The sequence below is a fragment of the Rugamonas rubra genome (genome assembly GCF_900114705.1).
GTDB classification, from domain to species: domain Bacteria; phylum Pseudomonadota; class Gammaproteobacteria; order Burkholderiales; family Burkholderiaceae_D; genus Rugamonas; species Rugamonas rubra.
The window spans coordinates 28,309-48,765 of sequence record NZ_FOTW01000037.1; the positions used below are offsets into that span (position 1 = coordinate 28,309).

Below are 20,457 nucleotides of genomic sequence, written 5' to 3' on the forward strand. Positions count from 1 at the left end.
AAGGGGTTTGCGGCGCGGTGTTGTGTTATGTGCACCAGTTGCAATATTGCGTGCGTTATACGGGGAAATCCCTTACCCTGATCGACCGCCGGCCGGAAAGTCGAGTCCGCCAGGGGGCGGCGGGTGGATGCCTTTATGCTAGTCTTGCCGGGGCGGCAACGACTGTTGCCGCCGCCGGCGCCGCCTATTGCTGGTCGAGCATCCAGCCCTTGAGGCCGTTGACCCAGGACTTGGCGGGCAGGTTGAAGCGCGTCTTGATGGCGCCGGCGCGCTCGTAGAGCAGGCTGAAGTCGAGCAGCGGCGAGCGCTTGAAGGCGATCACGACGATGTTGGCGTCGTGCACCTCGGGCAGCCAGACGACGGCGTCGAACACCTGCTCCATGGCTTGCAGGTTCTTGTCGTAGTTGGGGAAGTCGCCGAACACGTTGGTGGTCATGATGCCGTCGGCGCTCAGGCAGTCGTGGCAGGCCTGGTAGAACTCGGGCGAGTCGAGCACCGGGCCGCGCGCCTCCTCGTCGTACAGGTCGACCTGCAGCACGTCGACCGTGCCGTGGTTGGCCGGGTCGAGCACGAAGTCCATGGCGTCCATCTCGCGCACCGCCAGGCGCTCGTCGTCGGGCGGCAGGCCGAACTGGGCGCGGCAGATGGCGATGACGTTGGGGTTGAGCTCGACGGCGGTGACGCGCGCCTCGGCCAGGCGGTGGTAGCAGAACTTGGTCAGCGCGGCGCTGCCCAGGCCGAGCTGGACGACGTGGCGCGGGCGTTCCTGGAACAGCAGCCACATCATCATCATCTGCACGTATTCGAGCTCGATGGCGTCCGGTTTGGACAGGCGCATCGCGCCCTGCACCCACGAGGTGCCCAGGTGGAGGAAGCGCACGCCCTGGAACTGGGTGGTGGTGGCCGGCGGGTGGCCGGGCTGGTCGTAGCGCGCGGCGCTGGCCGGCGCGGCGGCGGTGGGGGAGGCGGTTTTCTTGGACATGGGCGTAGTTTACCAGCCGCCCCGGCGGCGCAAAAAAAAAGACGCCGCAGCGTCTTTTAAGCTGGGCGCCGGGTTGCGCTCAGGACGACTTGCGGCGCCGCGCCAGGAAGGCCAGCACGCCCAGGCCGCCGAGCATCATGCCGTAGGTTTCCGGCTCGGGCACGGCGGTCACGTTGATGGTGCCGGCGTACGAGGCGGTGATCGGCGTGTCCTTGTGCATCATCATGTCGCCGGCCCAGCCGTGCACGGTCAACACCAGCGAACCGGAGGCGGGCGCCGGGAACATGCCGCCGAATTCAAAGAAGCCCGGACCGGACAGTATCAAGGGGTTGCCGTTCAGCGTGGCACCGAGGAAGTCGATGTTGTTGACGGCGCTGAAGCCGATCGTGACCAGGCTGGCGTCGACCATCGACGGGCCGACCGCCGGGGTGAAGGTGATGGTATCCCAGAACTCGCCCGAGAACATGTGCGTCAGGCCGAAGCCGGCGCTCTGCATCGGTGGCACGCCGACCAAAGGCACGCTTGGCGTGAGGTCTTCCGCCATGACGGCGGTGAAAGGTGCGGCCAGCATGGCGGCCAAAAGTAATGATTTTAGTTTCATTTTTCTTCCCCGTGAAAGTGTTACCCGGCACCGAAAGGTCAGTGCCGGATTCCAAGTTACGCCAGTGGAAAAGTCATGTCAATTCGCTATTTTCAAATCGATAGTCACCGCGAAATAGCTTGTCCCTAACACAAGGGCGGGCGCCTCGGAAACTTATCAAAGAGGCACTGATCAATGTCAAAATTTACATCCAAATATTGTCAGCCCGAGCACAATTTTAGTTGCAGGAAACCGACAGTGGCAGGATCAGCGCCACCGTCAGGCCACCGCCGGCGCGGTTGGCCAGGGTGATGCGGCCGCCGTGGGCCTCGGCGATCTCGCGCGCCAGCGCCAGGCCCAGGCCGGTGCCGCTGCGCTTGGTCGAGTAGAACGGCACCAGCGCGTTGGTCAGCACCGTCTCGCTCATGCCCGGGCCGCGGTCGTGCACCTCGATGCGCAGGCCGTCCTGCAGGCGGCGCACGGCGAGGCGCACGGCGCCGGCCGGCGAGCCGGACTCGTGGGCGTTCTTGAGCAGGTTGAGCAGGGCCTGTTCGAGCTGGGCGGCGTCGAAGGCGGCCGGCTCGGCCGGCAGGGCGCCGGCCAGGGCGAACTCGACCTGGGCCGCCAGGTGGCCGACGAAGGCGCCCCAGTCCTGCCATTCCGGGCGCGGCGCCGGCAGCTTGGCGAAGCGGGCGTAGCCGAGGATGAAGCTCTCCAGGTGGCGGCTGCGCTCCTCGATGGTGGCGAGGATCTGCGGCAGGCGCGCGGTCTGGCCGCGCCGCACCAGCTCGGCGCCGGAGTGGGCCAGCGAGGTGAGCGGGGCGAGCGAGTTGTTGAGCTCGTGGCTGATGACGCGGATCACCTTCTTCCAGGTCTGCACCTCCTGCCGGCGCAGCTCCAGGGTCAGTTGGCGCAGCAGCAAGAGCTCGTGTTTGCGGCCGTTCAGGTTGAAGCTGCGCCGCGCCAGGTGGAACACCTCCTCCTCGGCGCCCGCCTCGGTGCCGAGCCCGGCGCCGTTGGTGAACAGGCCGTCGCCGCCGCGCGCCAGCGCCTCGTTGAGGGCCGGCGCGGCCTGCGCCAGCACGGCGGCCAGGCGGTGGCCCTCGAGCTTGCGGCCCTGGTTGAGCAGCTGGCGGGCGGCCACGTTGGCGTACACCACCGGCCCGCCCTCGCTCACCAGCAGCATCGCCACCGGCGTGTTCTGCACCATGGTGTCGAGCAGCAGCTCGCGCTGCACCAGCTCGAGGCGCTGTTGGCGCAGCACGGCGCCGAGCGCGTTGTGGGCCGCCACCAGGTCGCTCAGCTCGTCGTTCTGCGGCCAGTGCAGGCTGAACGAGAAGTCGCCGTCCTGGTAGCTGGTGACGGTGCCGGTGAGGGCGCGGAACAGCGACAGGATGGGCGCCAGCTGGGCACGGATGGTGATGACGGCGAGCGGCAGCACGCACAGCAGGCACAGCGCCAGCACCAGGCCGGGCCGTTGCGGCAGCAGGCGGGTCAGCGCCAGCGCGACCAGGATGCCCACGGTCAGCAGGGTGCCGACCAGGGCCGACCAGCGCGTCAGCAGCGAGAGGCGGATGCCCTTCGAGGCGCCGCCCTTGGCCCCGGCGGCCGGCCGGGGCTGCTGCTGCTGCTCGGCGCCGGCCATCAGGGACGGGCGATGCCGAGCCGCTCCATGCGGCGGTACAGCGCCTGGCGCGACAGGCCCAGCTCGGCGGCGGCCTGCGCCACCACGCCGCCGGCGCGGCGCAGCGCCAGGCCGATGGCGTCGCGGTCCGGCTCGGCCTCGGCGGCGGCGGCCGCCGCCATGGCCGGCGAGGGCGGCAGGCCGAGGTCGGCGGCGCCGATCGACTCGCCGGCGGCCAGCAGGCCGGCGCGCGCCATCACGTTCTTCAGCTCGCGCACGTTGCCCGGCCACGGGTGGGCCAGCAGGGCCGCCTCGGCGCCGGCCTGCAGGCGCTTGCCGGCGCCGAGGAAGTGGGCCGCCAGCGGCAGGATGTCGGCCGGGCGCGCCGCCAGCGGCGGCAGGCGCAGCTCGATGACGTTGAGGCGGTAGAACAGGTCCTCGCGGAAGCTGCCGGCGCGTATCATCGCCGGCAGGTCGGCGTTGGTGGCGCTGACCACGCGCACCTTGACCTGGCGCTCCCTGTTCGAGCCGAGCCGCTCGAAGCGGCCCGTCTCGAGCACGCGCAGCAGCTTCATCTGGCCGGCCAGCGGCAGGTTGCCGATCTCGTCGAGGAACAGGGTGCCGCCGTCGGCCGCCTCGAACTTGCCCTCGCGCGCGCGCGAGGCGCCGGTGTAGGCGCCGGCCTCGGCGCCGAACAGCTCGGCCTCGACCAGCTCGGCCGGCAGGGCGCCGCAGTTGAGCACGACGAAGGGGCCGTCGCGCACCGCCGAGTTGGCCTGGATGATGGCGGCGATGCCCTCCTTGCCGCTGCCGTTCGGCCCGGAAATGAGCACCGGGACGTCGGCCCGCGCCACCTGGCAGGCCAGGTGGATGACGCGCTCGGTGGCGGCGTCGCGCCAGACCATGCCGCGCAGGTCGAAGTCGCGTTCCAGGTCGTGGCGCTGGCGCGCCTCGCTGCGCAGGCGCGCGCCGAGGGCGCGCTTGGCCTGGCCCAGCTCGACCAGGTTGCGCACGGTGGCGATCAGGCGGTGGTCGTCCCAGGGCTTGGCCAGGTAGTCGGCGGCGCCCGAGCGCACCAGCTCGACGGCGGCGTCGAGCTGGGTCCAGGCGGTCAGCAGGATCACCGGCAGCTCGGGGTGGCGCGCGCGGATGGCGTGGAACAGGGCGCGGCCCTCGTCGCCCGAGGTGGTGTCGGCCGAGAAGTTCATGTCCTGGATCACCAGGTCGACCTGGTGGCGCTCCAGCAGGGCCAGGCCCTCGTCGGGCGCGGCGGCGCGCAGCGCCTCGATGTCGTGCAGCGAAAACAGCACCTCGAGGGCGATGGCGACGGCGCTGTTGTCGTCGATAATGAGTACGGTAGGCATGCGCTAAGAATAACATTGCCGGACCGCGCGCGGTCCGTTGATTTCCCCCCCGGGGTCAGTGCCGACATTCGGACATTCACGCGGTGAATGTCCGAATGTCGGCACTGACCCCGCAGGCTGACCCCGCGGGGGTGGTGGCTCAGGCGCTGCGGGTGGCCAGCGCGGGCGAGGTGGAGGCGGCGCGCCAGGCCGGGCCGTAGACGGCGCCCAGGCCGAGCAGCCAGAACACGCCGGCGCCGGCCGCCAGGTAGGGCGCCGGCAGCCGCGTCATCTCCAGCTGGCTCACCAGCAGCGCGTTCAGCGCCAGCCCGAGCAGCACGCCGGCGGCCACGCCGACGCTGGTGATCATCACGTTCTCGACCAGGAAGTAGCGCAGGATGTCGACGCGGCGCGCGCCCAGCGCGCGGCGCACGCCGATCTGCTTGCGCCGCTGCGTCACCCACAGGCTGGCCATGCCGACGATGCCGCTGGCCGTCACCAGCAGCAGCAGCGCGCTGACGGCGACCAGCATGCCGGACAGGCCGCGGTCGGCGCGGTAGCGGTCGGCGCGCACCTCGGCCAGGCTCTTCAGGCGCACGATCACCGGCGCCGCCGCCGCCGCCCGCGCCGCCGCCTCGGCGTCGCGCATGGTGCGCTCGAGCCGGCCCGGCTCGGCGCGCAGGGTGAAGTTGCTGTCGCTGCCGCCGGTGTAGCGGATCGGCACGATGACCGAGAGCTCGCCGTCGCCCTTGAGCTGGGCGCCCGGCGTTTGCAGCCGCTCGACCACGCCGACCACCACGCTGGCGTTGGCCTTGTCACCGGTGCCGAAGTACAGCGTCTGGCCCAGCGCGCTGGCGCTGTCGGGCCACAGCCGCTGCGCCAGCGCGCGCGTGACGATGACCGTCTTGGCGAACTCCTCGCTGGTGTCCTGGTCGACCTCGAGCACCTCCTGCGGCGCGAAGTCGCGCCCCTCGCGCAGCTGCAGGCCCCAGGTCTTGAGCAGGCCGTCGGGCGTGCTGTACAGCGCCGCCGAGCCGCTGTCCTGCGCCTGCGCGCGGCTGGCGGCGACGCCGCTGTAGCTGCCCGAGCGCGTCATCGGCAACTGGCTGACGTTGGCCACCGACAGCACGCCGGGCACGCCGCGCAGCGTGGCCGCCTCGGCCTTTTGCTCGGCCAGCTGCTGCTGGTGGCTGCCGGCCTTCAGGTGGCGGATCTGCAGCGAGAAGACGTCGGCCTCGGCGGCCACGCCGCTGGGCCGCGCCGCCACCGCCTGGCGCACGGCGACGATGTGCAGGGCGTTGGCCAGGATGGCCAGGCTGAGCGCGACCTGCACGGCGACCAGCACGGCACCGGTTTTGCTGCGCAGCAGCGCCGACAGGATGGGGCGGATTTCCATGGTCTTGTCCTCTTTTCTAGGGGCTTATTGGGATTTGAGCTGCAGCGCCGGGGTCACCTGGCAGGCGCGCCAGGTCGGCAGCAGGCCGGCCAGCACGGCCGCCGCCACCGCCAGCGCGAAGGTGGCCGCCAACATGGCCCAGTCCATGTGGGCCACCACCGTCAGCTCCTTCGACTGGCGGGCGATCAGGGCCAGCGCGCCGAAGGCCAGCAGCAGGCCGAGCGCGCCGCCGGCCAGGCCGACCACGCCGGTCTCGACGAGGAACTGGCGGAAGATCTCGCGGCGCGAGGCGCCCAGGGCGCGGCGGATGCCGACCTCGGCGGCGCGCACGGAGAACTTGGCCAGCAGCAGGCCGATGGCGTTGACCAGGCACAGCAGCAGGAAGCCGAAGGCCAGCCAGGCGCTCAGCCGGTTGTCGTTGCCGACCACCTTGAGGAATTCGAGCCATTCCATCACGTTGTACAGGCGGTTCGGCGCGTGGCGCGGCAGCCGGCCCAGGCGGCGCTGTTCGTCGGCGTAGTTGTCCAGATAGGCCTGCAGCGCGGCCCGTCCGCCCGGCGCGCTCTCGAACCAGAACTGGATCCAGGTGCATTCGGAGTCGAGCAGGCCCTGGTAGCCGGGCGTCGGCGGGCCGTTGCAGTTGGTGCTGCCGTAGTGCTCGCTTTGGTGGCGCACCATGCTGGCGAAGGGGATGAAGAAGTCCTCCTCCTCGCCGAAGGCGCCACGGCCGCCGACGATGCGGTGGAAGCGCGGCACCACCTGCCAGGGCGCCAGCACGCCGCTGACCTGGTAGGCGAAGCCCATGATGGACAGGCGTTGGCCGACCGGGTTGGCGGTGCCGTACAGCTTCTCGGCCAGCGCGGCGCTGAGCACGACGACGTCGGCGCCGGCGGCGTCGTCGGCCGGGCTCCAGCCCTGGCCGTGGCGGAACGGCGCCTCGAACATGGCGAAGAAGTCGCTGGTCGGCGCCACGCCGTAGGCGGCGAAGGGGGCCAGGTCGGGCCGCGCCGGCGCCACCGCCGCCGCCACGCCGATGATGGCGGTGCGCCGCTCGCCCTGGCCGCCGCGCAGCAGGTTGCTGGCGTCGCGGTAGCTCAGCTGGCGGTCGCGCTGGCGCGGGTCGCCGCCCGGCGTGTAGCCCTGCAGCGGGCCGTTGTCGAGCAGCGGCACGAACAGGCGCGCGCTCTTGTGCGGCATCGGGTCGCCGCCCATCACGTGCAGCACGGTCAGGGTGGCGACGCTGGCGGCCACGCCGACGGCCAGCGTCAACACCATCAGCGCGGTCAGCGCCGGGTTGCGCCGCAGGCTGCGCAGGCCGAGTTGGAAGTAGTAGAGCCACATGGCCGCCCCCTTATGCCGCGTGGACGGCCGACTGGCCGTCGAACAGCGAGGCGCCGCGCCGCGCCAGGTCGGACACCTGGCCGTCGACGATGTGCACGTTGCGCTGCGAGCGCACGGCCAGCTCGGCATCGTGGGTGACCATCAGGATGGTGGTGCCCTGGGCGTTGATCTCCTCGAGCAGTTGCATGACGCCGCGCGCCATCTGGGTGTCGAGGTTGCCGGTCGGCTCGTCGGCCAGCAGCAGCTTGGGCGAGCCGGCCAGCGCGCGGGCGATCGCCACGCGCTGCTGCTGGCCGCCCGACAGCTCGGCCGGGTAGTGGCGCATGCGCGAGGCCAGGCCGACCTTGGCCAGCGCGTCCTCGATGCGTTCGCGCCGCTCGGCGCGGTTGAAGCCGCGGTAGCGCAGCGGCACGTCGACGTTGTCGAACAGCGACAGGTCGGGGATCAGGTTGAAGCCCTGGAAGATGAAGCCGAGCTTCTCGTTGCGCAGGCGCGAGCGGGCGTTGTCGTCCATGCCCTGGACGTTGACGCCGTCGAGGATGTACTCGCCGTCGCTGAACTCCTCGAGCAGGCCGGCGATGTTGAGGAAGCTGGTCTTGCCCGAGCCGGAGGGCCCGGTGACGGTGACGAATTCGCCGGCCTTCACCTCGATCTCGAAGCCGCGCAGGGCGTGCGTCTCGATCATGTGGGTGCGGTAGACTTTGCTCAGGTTGTGCATGCGCAGCATGGCGTGCCTTTCGGGTCGGGTGGAATGGGTTGACTTGTTTCTGCTTATTGGTGGATGGTGACGCGGGCGGCGTTGTCGAAGGCCTCGCTGCCGGCGATCACCACCTGGTCGCCCAGGCGCAGGCCGCCGGCGATCTCCACCGCCGCCACGCTGGTGGCGCCCAGCTTGACCGCCGTGCGCACGGCCACGCCGTCGCGCACCAGGTAGACGAAGCGGCCGCCGTCGGCCTCGACGAAGGGGCCGCGCGGCAGCAGCAGCACGCCGGGCTTCTCGTCGATCAGCAGGCGCGCGCTGACGCGCTGGTTCTGCCGCAGGCCGGTCGGCTGGGCGCCGTTGAAGCGCAGCCGCGCCAGCACCTGGTTCTTCACCACCTCGGGCGACAGCGCCGACAGGGTGCCGACGGCCTGGATGGCGCCGGCCGTGATCTCGCCGCGCATGCCCAGGCCGATGTCGGCCACGTAGGTCTCCGGCACCTCCAGCTCGACCTCCAGCTTGGACAGGTCGACCAGCGTCATCAAGGCGGCGTTGGCCTGCACCACGCTGCGGTTGGCCACCGACAGCGTGCCGATGAAGCCGTCGACCGGCGCGCGCACGGTCAGCTCGTCGACCCGGCGCTGGGCGTTGGCCAGGGTCAGGCGCTGGCGCTCGAGCTGCTGCACCTTGGTGGTCAGCTCGAGCGCCACGTTGTCGCCCTCCAGCGCGGCGGCCTGCTCGGCGTGCCTGGCGCGGATCTCGGCCGAGTTGAGCGCGTCCTTGGCCTTCTGGAAGTCGATCTTGGCGATGATGCCGTCGTTGGCCACCGCCTGGTAGCGCTCCAGCACGCGCTGGGCCGACAGGCGCTCGATCTCGGCGGTGTCGGCCTCGCGCCGCGCCAGCAGCTTCTGCTTGCGCGCCAGGATGTGCTGGCGCGCCACCTCGGCCTCGAGCTGGGCGTAGCTCGACTGCTCGCGCTTGAGCGCGTCCGACAGGTCGGCCGACTCCAGCACGGCCAGCACGTCGCCCTTCTTGACGGTGTCGCCGGCCGAGGCCTTCAAGGTCACCGTGGCCGGCGTGGTGGCGTACAGCGTCGGGCTGACGGCGGCCACCACGCGGCCGTTGACGGCGGCGTCGCGCAGCAGCGTGCCACGGCTGACGGCGGCGATGCGCAGCCGCGCCGCGCTGACCGAGTGTTCGTTGCCGCGCCAGGCGGCCAGCAGCAGCACGCTGGCGCCGGCCAGGGCGATGGCGGCGCCGGCCCACAGCAGGCGGCGCTTGTAGCGTTGTGCCGGCGGCGCGTTCAGCACGGTGTCTTGATGGGAGGTGTCGCGGATCATTTGCTTGCCGGTGGACGAAGGATGCGTCTATCTATGCAGCTTCCGTGCCAGCGCCGCGCGGCGCGCCCAAGTGCTTGATTCAGCTGGCTTTCCCCGCCGCCGCCGGGGCCGCGCAGGGCGCTGCGGTGTCCGCCGCCGTGTCCGTTGCGGTGTCCGCCGGGCGGCGCCGGACGGCCAGCGTCAGCAGGGCGGCGCACAGCGCGGCGCCGGCCATCACGCCGACGCCGGCGCGCAGCGACCAGTTGGCGGCCACCGCGCCGATCAGCGGCGGTCCGGCCAGCAGGCCGGCGTAGCCGATGCTGGCCACCATGGCGATGCCGGCGGCGGCCGAGCTGCCGGTCCGCCCGGCGGCGCTGAAGATGGCCGGCACCACGTTCGACAGGCCCAGTCCGGCCATCGCGTAGCCGGCCAGGATGGTGCCGGTGGCCGGCAGCGCGCCGGCCAGGCCCAGGCCCAGCGCGGCCAGCGCGGCGCCGCCGACGATCACCTGGCGGCTGCCGCAGTGGCGCACCACGCGGTCGCCCAGCAGGCGGCCCAGCACCATCGTGCAGGAGAAGGCGGCGAAGCCGGCGGCGGCGGCGGCCGCCGTGGCGCCGGTGCTGGTCAGGTACAGGCCGCTCCAGTCGACCATCGCGCCCTCGACCAGGAAGCACAGCAGGGCGATCGCCGCCAGGCCGGCCACGGCCAGCCGGGCGCTGCGCGCCGCCGTCGGCGAGGGCGCCGGCGTGCCATGTGCGGTGGTCGCAGCCGCAGCGGCGCTCGCCGCGTGGTTGCTATCCGCCGCCGCGCCGATGCCGGCGCCCGAAGGCGGCGCCACGGCGGCATCCGCGTCCAGCCGTCCGGCCGCCGTCAGCACCAGCGCCAGGGCGAGCAGCGCCGTCGGCAGCAGCAGCCAGGCGGTCGGCGTGTCGAAGTACAGCAGGGCGGCGCCGATGCCGGTGCCGGCCAGGCCGCCCAGGCTGAAGGCGGCGTGGAACGACGACATGATGGCCGCGCCCCAGCGCCGCTCCACCGTGCTGGCGTGGGCGTTCATGGCGACGTCGAGCAGGCCGTTGGCGCCGCCCAGCAGCAGCGTGGCCAGCATCAGCAGCGGCAGGCTGTCGACCCACAGCGGCAGCGGCAGCAGCGCGGCGAAGGCCAGCCCGGCCAGCTTGGTGGCGGCGGCCGTGCCGCCGACGCGCGGCACCAGCCGGCCGCTCAGCGGCATGCAGCACACCGCGCCGGCGGCCAGGGCCAGCAGCGCCAGACTGAGGCTGGCGTCGGACAGGGCCAGCGCCTGCTTCAGCGGCGGGATCGCCGTGGCCCAGGCGCCGATGCCCAGGCCGTTGGCGAAGAAGACCATCAGCGTGGCCCAGCGGGCCTGTTTGACTGCGGCGGTGTGCATGCGTGCTTTCGGTTGGTGGGCGCGGGGGCCGGGATCAGGCGGCGTCGGCCACCCGCACCTGGGTCGCCTCGCCGTAGAAGCTGGCCAGGCGCGCCGGGTCGGCGTCGTGTTCGACCAGCAGGTAGGCGATCTGGCGCATCGCCGCCACGCCGTAGGGCGCGCCGGTGCCGATCTTCTCGTTGGTGACGGCCACCGCGACGGCGTCGCTGGCGGCCACGGCGGCCTGCTTGAACTCGGCCTCCTCGAAGCTGAAGCCGCCAATGCCGCGCCGCGCGTCGACCGAGCAGGCGCCGAGGAAGCACAGGTCGGCGCGCAGGGCGGCGACGTCGCGCACGGCGCGCGCGCCCAGGCTGGCGCCGGAACGCCAGTCGACCTGGCCGCCGATGACGATCAGCTCGATGCCGCGCCGTGGCGCCAGCAGCGCGGCGATGGCCGGCGAGTTGGTCGCCACGCTCAGGCCCAGGTTGTCCGGCAGCAGTTCGGCGATGGCGCCGTTGGTCGAGCCGGCGTCGATCAGCAGCAGCTGGCCCTGGCGCAGCAGGGGCAGGGCGGCGGCGGCCAGCGCCAGTTTGCGCGGGCGCGCCTGCTCCAGCCGCTGCACCAGCGGGCCGGAGGCCGGCGACAGCGGCAGCACGCCGCCGTAGACGCGCTCGCACAGGCCGGCGGCGGCCAGCTCGCGCATGTCGCGCCGCACGGTGTCCTCGGAGATGCCGAATTCGCGCGCCAGCTCGGCGGCCAGTACGCGGCCGCCGCCGGCCAGGCGTTCGACGATCAGGCGTTGGCGTTCCTCGGGCAGGCGAACGGCGGAAATAGATGTGATGGAGGCTGACATGGCAAAAAAAAACGTGCAAATGAATGAGGTAAATTGTGCACCAACGTGCATAAACATGCAAGCGTGCATGGCGTGCCCTGGGGATTGGGCCGGGCGCCGTCCTGCGGCGGCACGCGGGCGGGATGATTTGTTTCTTCGTCGCACTTGTTAATTTTGCAAGCGGTGTCATCTTGGCTCGACCGCATCACCATGGAACCCCGCATGAATCCTTTGCCACGCTGGCGCCTCTCCCTGAGCACCGCCCTCGGCCGCCTGATCGCGCTGCTGACGCCGGAACGCCCGCCGCTGGCCGACTACCCGTTCACCGCCCACGACGTTGGCCTGTACCACCGCACCGCCTCGGCGACGGCCGTCGGCGTGGTCGACGAGCAGACCTGGCAGGAGATGCTGCTCGAGCCGTACAGCGCGCGTCTGGCACCGGCCACCAGCATCATCGGCCAGCAGATCCTGCACCAGCGCCTGCGCGGCGCGGCCGGTGCGGAGGACGGGTCAAACGACGCGGACGGGACGGGCGGGGCAGGCGCGGCGCGCGTGCGCGCGCTGAGCCTGGACGCGCCGCGCCAAGCCCGCCTGCAGCAGTGCTGCGAGGGCTTGCGGCAAACAGATGTTGAGATCAGCGAACAATTGTTTGACGCGCCCCACCGAACGGCGCCGCGTTGGAGCGCCATGCTGCCTTGGCTGCCGCTGGGTTTCCTGCTGCTGGTGGCCGGCGGCCTGGCCAGCGGCTGGATGCTGTTGTGGCTGGGCGCCGTGCTGGTGTGGCTGGCGCTGCTCGGCGTGCAGATGTGCTTCAGCGACGCGGTCGATCAGTGGGAGCGCAAGCTGCGCACCATGCAGCAGCTGTTGCGCAGCCATGTGCTGCTGGCGCGGCTGGACGATCCGTTCACGGCGGCCTTGCGTGGCGGCGCCGCGCGCGCCGGCAAGATCAACCGCGCCATCACCCGCTCGCCGCTCGACATGCTGCCCGGCGTGCGCGAGTACAGCGACTGGCTGCTGCTGAAGAACGTGCGCCACTACTTCGCCAGCCGCGACACGGTGCTGCTGCATCTGGACTTGCTGCGCTCCAGCTTCCTGCTGGTGGGGCGGCTGGAGGCCGACCTGGCCTTGGCGCGCCATCTGGCCGCCACGCCGCAGCACTGCTGGGTCGAGCCCGAGTCGGCGGCGTGTGGGTTCGCGTCGTCGTCGTCGCCGGCGCCGGCGCCGGCAAGCGTATCCGAGGGGGCGCCGCCAGCCGTTGCGCCGGCCGCCGCAGCTGTCGCCGCGAGTCCGTCTGCGGCGGCCGTCCCGGCGCCGCCGCGCCTGCGCTTCGAGCAGGTGGTGCATCCCTTATTAGAGCGCGCCGCGCCGCTCGACTTCGCGCTGGACGGCCGGGGCGCCTTCATCTCCGGCCAGAACGGCATCGGCAAGAGCACGCTGCTGCGCACCGTCGGCTTGAACTTGATCGTCGCGCGCGCCTTCGGCTTCTGCTACGCGCGCTCGGCCAGCGCGCCTGCGCTGCCGGTGTATTCGAGCATGCAGGGCGAGGACGCGCTGAGCAGCGGCGAGAGCCTGTACATCGCCGAGCTGCGCCGCGCCCGCGAGTTGCTGGCGCTGGCCGAGCGCGGCCCCGGCCTGTTCATCATCGACGAGATCTTCCGTGGCACCAACCACATCGAATCGATCTCGGCGGCGGCGGCCGTGCTGCACTCGCTGGCCGCCTCCGGCCTGGTGATCGTCTCCTCGCACAACCTGGTGCTGGCGCCGCTGCTGGCCGACTGCCTGACGCCGCTGTGCGTCAGCGCGCCCGACGGCGACCAGTCGCGCCTGCGCATCGCGCCCGGCGTGCTGGCCGAGACCAACGGCATCGCCCTGCTCAGCGCGCGCGGCTTCGGCGCCGACATCGACGCCAAGGCCAGGCGCGTGTTCGACTGGCTCAGCGAGTATCTGGCCGAGCCGCAGGACTGCGGCCAGGTGCTGCTGCAGAAGGCCGCCTAGCGTGCTGGCGAACCCCGGCGCGACGCCAGGGTCAGACCCTGAGGGTCTGACCCTCATGTGGCCGCGCCTGCCCGCCACTGAGTGTTTGGCGGGGTGGCCTCACTTCTCCTGCTTGAGCGGCTTGCTCTTGTCGATCACCTCGCGGCAGTCGCCCTTGATGGTGGCGTTGTCGTAGTTGGTCCAGCCGTAGCTGTCGACGTAGCGCTTGTGCTGCTTGAACTGCTTGTTGATGAAGCTCCATTCCGGCCGCTCGCCGTCGTAGTCGATGTCGCCCAGGTCGAGCAGGGTGTGGAACACGTTCTCCGTCGCCAGCCTGGCCTTGCGGTGGCGCAGCAGCTGCTTGACCTTGTCCGGATAGCGGGCGCGGTACTGGTCGGAATACCAGACCAGTGCCGGCACGTGGAACTCGAACTGCGTGTTGTGGCCGTGGAAGGCCAGGTTGCAGGTGCCGTCGTACAGCGTCTGGCCGTGGTCGGCCACGTACATCATCGAGGCCAGCTGGCCACCGTCCTTCAACTGGCCGATCACCTGCGACAGGAACCAGTCGGTGTAGAGGATCGAGCTGTCGTAGCTGTTGTTCAGCTGCGGCTTGATCTTGGTGTCGGTGTAGACCGGCCTGTCGACGCCGTACAGCGAGGGCTGCCACTTGTCGAAGGCCTTTGGATAGCGCTGGCTGTAGTTCCAGTGGCTGCCCAGCGAGTGCAGCACGATCAGCTTCTTCGGCGCCGGATCGGCCAGCGCGTTCTTCAGCGGGTCGAGCAGGATCTGGTCGAAGTTGGAGTTGTTGGTGAAGCCGCCCAGGTTGAGGAACTGGATCACGTCGGCCTCCTTGGCGAACACCGACACCGGTGTGTCGAACTGGCCGAAGGAGATCTGGTTCGACAACCAGTAGGTCTTGAAGCCGGCCTCCTTGTAGGCGGTCAGGAAGGACTTCTCCGAGAAGCCGTCCTTCAGGCTCTGCATCGACGGCTTGCGCGAGATCATCACCGGCACCGACAGGCGCGTCGCCGACACCGCCGTGATCACGTCCGGCAGCGTCACCAGGTTGGCCTCGCGCTTGAGCAGGGGATTGGTCTCGCGCTCGTAGCCGTTCAGGCTCCAGCGGTCGTAGCGCGACGATTCGCCGATCACCATCACCACCAGCTCGGGATCGCGGTTGGGCGTCGGCTGGTGCGCCTTGAAGGTGAAGCTGCTGCTGCGCTGGCCCAGCTCGGCCAGGTAGTGGCGCTCCTTATAGAAGTCGATGCCGCGCACCATCAGGCCGAACGGCCAGGCGCCGCCGATCGCCTCGAACTCGATCGGCGAGCGCGCCCACCACGGCAGCGGCGCCAGCTTCCAGCCGGTGCGGTGCGCCGCCGCGATGGCGACGTGTTGCGGGCTGCTGTCCTCGACGGCGTCCTCCTCGCCTTCGTCGGACTCGTCGTCGGCGTCGTCGCCGAAGCCGGAGGCGGCCACGCTGGCGGTCGAAGCCGAAGCCGAAGCCGAAGCCGAAGCCGAAGGCAAAGCAGATGCCGGGCTCGAAGCCGTTGCCGTGCCGCTGCCCACGCCGCCGGCAGCCACGCCGCTGCCCGGGTTCGTCTTGGCGGCCGGGGTGGCGCCGCTGGCCGGGGCCGCGCCGGACGCCGCCAGGCCGGCAGCGTGCGCCGCGCCGGCGCCGTGGCCGCCGCCGGCCGGCTTGGCGCTGATGCCGAACTCCCAGCCGTAGGCCCAGCCGCCGGCCAGCAGTAGTAGCGCCGCCAGCGCGGCCCAGCGGCTGCGGCCGCGCCAGTCCAGCGCGCGGGTGCGGCTGGCGGCCCAGCCGGCCAGCAGCCACCAGACACAGACGCCGAGCATCACGCCGCCCATCAGCCACACCTTCTGGCCGAGGAACTCCAGCGCCTCCTTCGGGCTGGTCTCGGCGATGATGCCGAGGTGGTGGGTGGAGATGCCCTGGCCGTAGAATACATATAGATACAGCTCGGTCGGCGCGGCCAGGAAGGCCGGCAACAACAAGCAGTGGAACCAGGCCGGACGCTGCAACACGGCCCACACGGCCAGCCAGGCGATCAGCTCGACGGCGGCGATCTGGCCGCCGCGCTCGACCGCGCGGCCGAGCAGCAGCGGCACCCAGGGCAGGAGGCTGAGCAGCAGGTAGCTGGCGAGCAGGAACAGGGGAGCGGGACGCAACAGCGGCCGGAGGGAAACGCGCATAGAATCCGGAGGTGGCAAAAATGTCTGCTATTATCTGTGCTTTCCCGGGGCGACAGTTAGCTTTTGCGCACCCCGCGCAACACTCCTCGGCCGTGGCGCCAGCCGCCGTCCGCCGCGAATTAGATTGACTGCAAGCTAGTCCACGTCTATACTCGCGAGTTCTCAATTTATTCTGCACATCGTATACGCTCTTTGTGGCCGCTCCAACGTGAGTGGCTGTTCGCGCCTCTACCGTGCATAGGAAATCGAGACTAGGTTTTAGTCCCCGGACATCCGTCCGGGTTATCAACGTTGTAATTTTGTTGGATTTAGAACGATGCCAACCATCAATCAACTGATTCGCAATCCACGCGTCGCTTTGACCGTGAAGAGCAAATCGCCGGCGCTGGAAAACAGCCCGCAAAAACGTGGCGTTTGCACCCGTGTTTACACCACCACCCCTAAAAAGCCTAACTCGGCGCTGCGTAAAGTAGCCAAGGTTCGCCTGACCAACGGTTTCGAAGTCATTTCGTACATCGGCGGCGAAGGCCACAACCTGCAAGAGCACAGCGTTGTTCTGCTGCGCGGCGGTCGTGTTAAGGATTTGCCGGGTGTGCGTTACCACATGGTTCGCGGTGCACTGGATACCCAGGGCGTCAAAGACCGTAAGCAAGCTCGCTCGAAATACGGTACCAAGCGCGCTAAGGCTGGTAAGAAGTAATCGAGTTGTAAACCAAGTTTCGCTCAGTGGCAGTAGGCTAAGTGAATGTAGTCGACCGCATCTGGTCGAGTAAGTGGGGGGCTATGATGGCCGTCCGCGAGTGTGCGATAAAGCGCACCTCAACTGAAGATTGAAAGGAATTGATATGCCACGTCGTCGTGAAGTACCCAAGCGCGAAATTTTGCCAGATCCAAAATTCGGCAACACTGATGTCGCCAAGTTTGTAAACGTGCTGATGCTGTCCGGTAAAAAATCGGTCGCAGAAAACATCATCTACGGTGCCTTCGAGCACATCGCTGCTAAATCGGGCAAGGATCCGCTCGAAGTGTTCGCTACCGCGATCAGCAACGCCAAGCCGCTGGTTGAGGTGAAATCCCGTCGCGTCGGTGGTGCAAACTACCAGGTGCCGGTCGAAGTTCGCCCAGTCCGTCGTATGGCTCTGTCGATGCGTTGGTTGCGCGAAGCCGCGAACAAGCGTAGCGAAAAATCCATGCCACAGCGTCTCGGTGGCGAGCTGATGGAAGCGGCCGAAGGCCGTGGCGGCGCAATGAAAAAGCGTGATGAAGTGCACCGCATGGCTGAAGCGAACAAGGCGTTCTCGCACTTCCGCTTCTAATAAAATCGGCCGGGTCTTTCGGGACTTGGCTGTTATCTGTTGTTCGAGGCCGGGCTCATTTTGTCAAAAAATGGTGCTCGGTTTTGTCCATTAAAAGATTTAGGATTAATTATGGCCCGCAAGACCCCCATTGAGCGCTACCGCAATATCGGTATTTCCGCTCACATCGATGCAGGTAAGACGACCACCACCGAGCGCGTTCTGTTCTACACGGGCGTGAACCACAAGATCGGTGAAGTCCACGATGGCGCCGCCACGATGGACTGGATGGAGCAGGAACAAGAGCGCGGTATCACGATCACCTCCGCGGCGACCACCTGCTTCTGGAAAGGGATGGCTAACAACTTCCCAGAGCACCACATCAACATCATCGACACCCCGGGCCACGTCGACTTCACCATTGAAGTCGAACGCTCGATGCGCGTGCTCGACGGCGCTTGCATGGTTTACTGCGCAGTGGGCGGTGTTCAGCCACAGTCGGAAACCGTATGGCGTCAGGCTAACAAGTACAAAGTGCCACGTCTGGCCTTCGTCAACAAGATGGACCGTACCGGCGCGAACTTCTTCAAAGTTTACGAGCAGATGCGTGCCCGCCTGAAGGCGAACCCGATTCCTCTGCAGATCCCGATCGGCGCCGAAGAGAACTTCCTCGGCGTGGTCGACCTGGTCAAGATGAAGGCGATCTATTGGGACGACGCGTCCCAGGGCATGAAGTTCGACTACCGCGAAATCCCGGCCGAGCTGGCCGAGCAGGCCGCCGAGTGGCGCCTGAAGATGGTCGAAGCCGCCGCCGAGTCCAGCGACGAACTGATGAACAAGTACCTGGAAGAGGGCGACCTGAACGAAGCCGAGATCAAGGCCGCCATCCGCGCCCGTACCCTCGCTTCGGAAATCGTTCCAATGATGTGCGGCACCGCCTTCAAGAACAAGGGCGTGCAAGCCATGCTGGACGGCGTGATCGAGTACCTGCCATCGCCGGTCGACATCAAGCCGGTTCAAGGTATGGACGAGGACGACCAGCCGACCAGCCGCAAGGCTGAAGACACCGAGAAGTTCTCGGCGCTGGCCTTCAAGATCATGACCGACCCGTTCGTCGGCCAGCTGATCTTCTTCCGCGTCTACTCGGGCACCATCAAGTCGGGCGACACCGTCTACAATCCGATCAAGAACAAGAAGGAACGTCTTGGCCGTATTCTGCAGATGCACGCCAACCAACGCGAAGAGATCAAAGAAGTGCACGCCGGCGACATCGCCGCTGCAGTTGGTCTGAAAGACGCGACCACGGGCGAAACCCTGTGCGATCCATCGTCGATCATCACGCTGGAAAAAATGGTCTTCCCTGAGCCGGTGATTCAACAGGCCGTGGAACCTAAGACCAAGGTCGACCAGGAAAAAATGGGCTTGGCGCTGAACCGCCTGGCACAGGAAGATCCTTCGTTCCGCGTCAAGACCGATGAAGAATCGGGCCAGACCATCATCGGTGGTATGGGCGAGCTTCACCTGGAAATTATCGTTGACCGCATGAAGCGCGAATTCGGCGTCGAAGCGACCGTCGGCAAGCCACAAGTGGCCTACCGCGAAACGATCCGCAAGACCTGCGAAGAGTCCGAAGGCAAGTTCGTCAAGCAATCGGGTGGTCGTGGTCAATACGGTCACGTGGTTCTGAAGATCGAGCCGCAAGAACCGGGCAAGGGCTTCGAGTTCGTTGACGCCATCAAGGGCGGCACCGTGCCACGCGAATACATCCCTGCGGTTGAAAAGGGTGTGCGCGGCACGCTGAACACCGGCGTGTTGGCCGGCTACCCAGTGGTCGACGTCAAGGTCACGCTGTTCTTCGGTTCGTACCACGACGTGGACTCGAACGAAAACGCGTTCCAGATGGCCGCTTCGATGGCCTTCAAAGACGGTTGCCGCAAAGCGTCGCCAGTCATTCTGGAGCCAATGATGGCTGTGGAAGTGGAAACGCCGGAAGACTACGCCGGTACCGTGATGGGCGATCTGTCGTCCCGCCGCGGTATGGTGCAGGGCATGGACGAGATCCCAGGCGGTGGTGGCAAGATCATCAAAGCCGAAGTGCCGCTGTCCGAAATGTTCGGTTACTCGACCTCGCTGCGTTCCGCAACGCAGGGTCGCGCTACCTACACGATGGAATTCAAGCACTACTCGGAAGCGCCTAAGCACGTTACCGACGCAATCGTTACCGCGAAAGCCAAGTAATTTTTGTATTTTTTGCGGCCGGGGGGATCCCCCGGGCCGCATATCTAAAACAATGTTCTAAGGAAGAATAAAATGGCAAAAGAGAAATTCGAACGGACCAAGCCGCACGTCAACGTCGGCACCATCGGCCACGTCGACCACGGTAAAACCACCCTGACCGCTGCAATCGCAACCGTTCTGTCGAAGAAATTCGGCGGCGAAGCTAAAGCATACGACCAGATCGATGCAGCTCCGGAAGAAAAAGCACGCGGCATCACCATCAACACCGCCCACGTCGAGTACGAAACCGCAGCGCGCCACTACGCTCACGTTGACTGCCCAGGCCACGCCGATTACATCAAAAACATGATCACCGGCGCAGCGCAGATGGACGGCGCGATCCTGGTGTGCTCCGCAGCTGACGGCCCAATGCCACAGACCCGCGAACACATCCTGCTGGCCCGCCAAGTTGGCGTTCCATACATCATCGTGTTCCTGAACAAGTGCGACCTGGTCGACGACGCGGAACTGCTGGAACTGGTCGAAATGGAAGTGCGCGAGCTGTTGTCGAAGTACGATTTCCCAGGCGACGACCTGCCAATCGTTAAAGGTTCGGCACGTATGGCACTGGACGGCGACACCGGCCCAATGGGCGAGCAAGCCATCATGCAACTGGCCGAAGCACTCGATTCGTACATCCCTACGCCAGAGCGCGCTGTTGACGGCGCCTTCCTGATGCCAGTGGAAGACGTGTTCTCGATCTCGGGTCGCGGCACCGTTGTGACCGGCCGTATCGAGCGCGGTATCATCAAAGTCGGCGAAGAAATCGAAATCGTCGGCATCACCGACACCGTCAAAACCATCTGCACCGGCGTGGAAATGTTCCGCAAGCTGCTGGACCAGGGTATGGCTGGCGACAACGTCGGTCTGCTGCTGCGCGGCACCAAGCGTGAAGATGTCCAGCGTGGTCAAGTTCTGGCCAAGCCAGGCTCGATCAAGCCGCACAACCACTTCACCGGCGAGATCTATGTGCTGTCGAAAGACGAAGGCGGTCGCCACACCCCGTTCTTCAACAACTATCGTCCACAGTTCTACTTCCGTACCACCGACGTGACCGGTTCGATCGAACTGCCAGCGGACAAAGAAATGGTCATGCCAGGCGACAACGTGTCGATCACCGTCAAGCTGATCAACCCGATCGCCATGGAAGAAGGCCTGCGCTTCGCTATCCGTGAAGGCGGTCGTACCGTCGGCGCCGG

At 67.9% G+C, this 20,457-nt stretch carries 16 protein-coding genes; 5 read left to right on the top strand and 11 right to left on the bottom strand.

The window, feature by feature from the left end; all coding sequences use genetic code 11:
- Positions 1-184 precede the first annotated feature (184 nt).
- The 10 genes from BM252_RS27585 to BM252_RS27630 all read right to left on the bottom strand — a co-directional run bounded on the left by BM252_RS27585 (position 185) and on the right by BM252_RS27630 (position 11,522).
- Positions 185-982 (bottom strand): spermine/spermidine synthase domain-containing protein, encoded by a 798-nt coding sequence (locus tag BM252_RS27585; RefSeq protein ID WP_093390875.1) that lies wholly within the window; start codon positions 980-982, stop codon positions 185-187.
- A 79-nt stretch (positions 983-1,061) separates the two neighbouring features.
- A complete protein-coding gene (locus BM252_RS27590; protein WP_093390876.1) occupies positions 1,062-1,583 on the bottom strand; it encodes an FxDxF family PEP-CTERM protein in 522 nt (173 codons plus the stop codon).
- Between the two features lie 217 nt (positions 1,584-1,800).
- Complete coding sequence (locus BM252_RS27595; protein ID WP_093390877.1) at positions 1,801-3,207, bottom strand: sensor histidine kinase; 1,407 nt, start codon at positions 3,205-3,207, stop codon at positions 1,801-1,803.
- Positions 3,207-4,550, bottom strand: coding sequence for a sigma-54-dependent transcriptional regulator (locus BM252_RS27600; RefSeq protein WP_093390878.1), 1,344 nt, complete (start codon positions 4,548-4,550; stop codon positions 3,207-3,209). Before BM252_RS27600 ends, BM252_RS27595 begins: the two co-directional genes overlap by 1 nt.
- 139 nt (positions 4,551-4,689) lie before the next feature.
- Entirely contained in the window at positions 4,690-5,925 is a 1,236-nt protein-coding gene (locus BM252_RS27605) for an ABC transporter permease (RefSeq protein WP_093390879.1), read from the bottom strand.
- Between the two features lie 24 nt (positions 5,926-5,949).
- Complete coding sequence (locus tag BM252_RS27610) at positions 5,950-7,266, bottom strand: ABC transporter permease (RefSeq protein ID WP_093390880.1); 1,317 nt, start codon at positions 7,264-7,266, stop codon at positions 5,950-5,952.
- A 10-nt stretch (positions 7,267-7,276) separates the two neighbouring features.
- Positions 7,277-7,993: an ABC transporter ATP-binding protein gene (locus tag BM252_RS27615; protein ID WP_093390881.1), complete on the bottom strand. Its 717-nt coding sequence runs from the start codon at positions 7,991-7,993 to the stop codon at positions 7,277-7,279.
- A gap of 44 nt (positions 7,994-8,037) precedes the next feature.
- Positions 8,038-9,306 carry an efflux RND transporter periplasmic adaptor subunit gene (locus BM252_RS27620; protein ID WP_093390882.1) on the bottom strand — a complete coding sequence of 423 codons (1,269 nt, stop codon included), beginning with the start codon at positions 9,304-9,306 and terminating at the stop codon, positions 8,038-8,040.
- Between the two features lie 79 nt (positions 9,307-9,385).
- Positions 9,386-10,690 (bottom strand): MFS transporter, encoded by a 1,305-nt coding sequence (locus tag BM252_RS27625; RefSeq protein ID WP_093390883.1) that lies wholly within the window; start codon positions 10,688-10,690, stop codon positions 9,386-9,388.
- A 34-nt stretch (positions 10,691-10,724) separates the two neighbouring features.
- Positions 10,725-11,522 (bottom strand): DeoR/GlpR family DNA-binding transcription regulator, encoded by a 798-nt coding sequence (locus tag BM252_RS27630; protein WP_093390884.1) that lies wholly within the window; start codon positions 11,520-11,522, stop codon positions 10,725-10,727.
- A gap of 201 nt (positions 11,523-11,723) precedes the next feature.
- Here BM252_RS27630 and BM252_RS31895 point away from each other — a divergent pair, with 201 nt between their 5' ends.
- Positions 11,724-13,496: a MutS-related protein gene (locus tag BM252_RS31895; RefSeq protein WP_245774485.1), complete on the top strand. Its 1,773-nt coding sequence runs from the start codon at positions 11,724-11,726 to the stop codon at positions 13,494-13,496.
- Positions 13,497-13,595: 99 nt separating this feature from the next.
- Here the strand turns inward: BM252_RS31895 and BM252_RS27640 are convergent, their stop codons facing one another.
- On the bottom strand, positions 13,596-15,686 hold the full coding sequence (locus tag BM252_RS27640) for a phosphoethanolamine transferase (RefSeq protein WP_093390886.1): 2,091 nt from the start codon (positions 15,684-15,686) through the stop codon (positions 13,596-13,598).
- Between the two features lie 316 nt (positions 15,687-16,002).
- On the opposite strand from BM252_RS27640, the gene rpsL reads away from it, so the two are divergent.
- The 4 genes from rpsL to tuf all read left to right on the top strand — a co-directional run.
- Positions 16,003-16,386, top strand: a complete 384-nt coding sequence (gene rpsL, locus BM252_RS27645; protein WP_025603541.1) for a 30S ribosomal protein S12 — start codon at positions 16,003-16,005, stop codon at positions 16,384-16,386.
- A gap of 145 nt (positions 16,387-16,531) precedes the next feature.
- Positions 16,532-17,002 carry a 30S ribosomal protein S7 gene (gene rpsG, locus BM252_RS27650; protein WP_093390887.1) on the top strand — a complete coding sequence of 157 codons (471 nt, stop codon included), beginning with the start codon at positions 16,532-16,534 and terminating at the stop codon, positions 17,000-17,002.
- Positions 17,003-17,113: 111 nt separating this feature from the next.
- A complete protein-coding gene (gene fusA, locus BM252_RS27655; RefSeq protein WP_093390889.1) occupies positions 17,114-19,219 on the top strand; it encodes an elongation factor G in 2,106 nt (701 codons plus the stop codon).
- A gap of 72 nt (positions 19,220-19,291) precedes the next feature.
- Positions 19,292-20,457: elongation factor Tu (gene tuf, locus BM252_RS27660; protein ID WP_093390890.1), on the top strand; the 1,166-nt coding region annotated here is incomplete at its 3' end.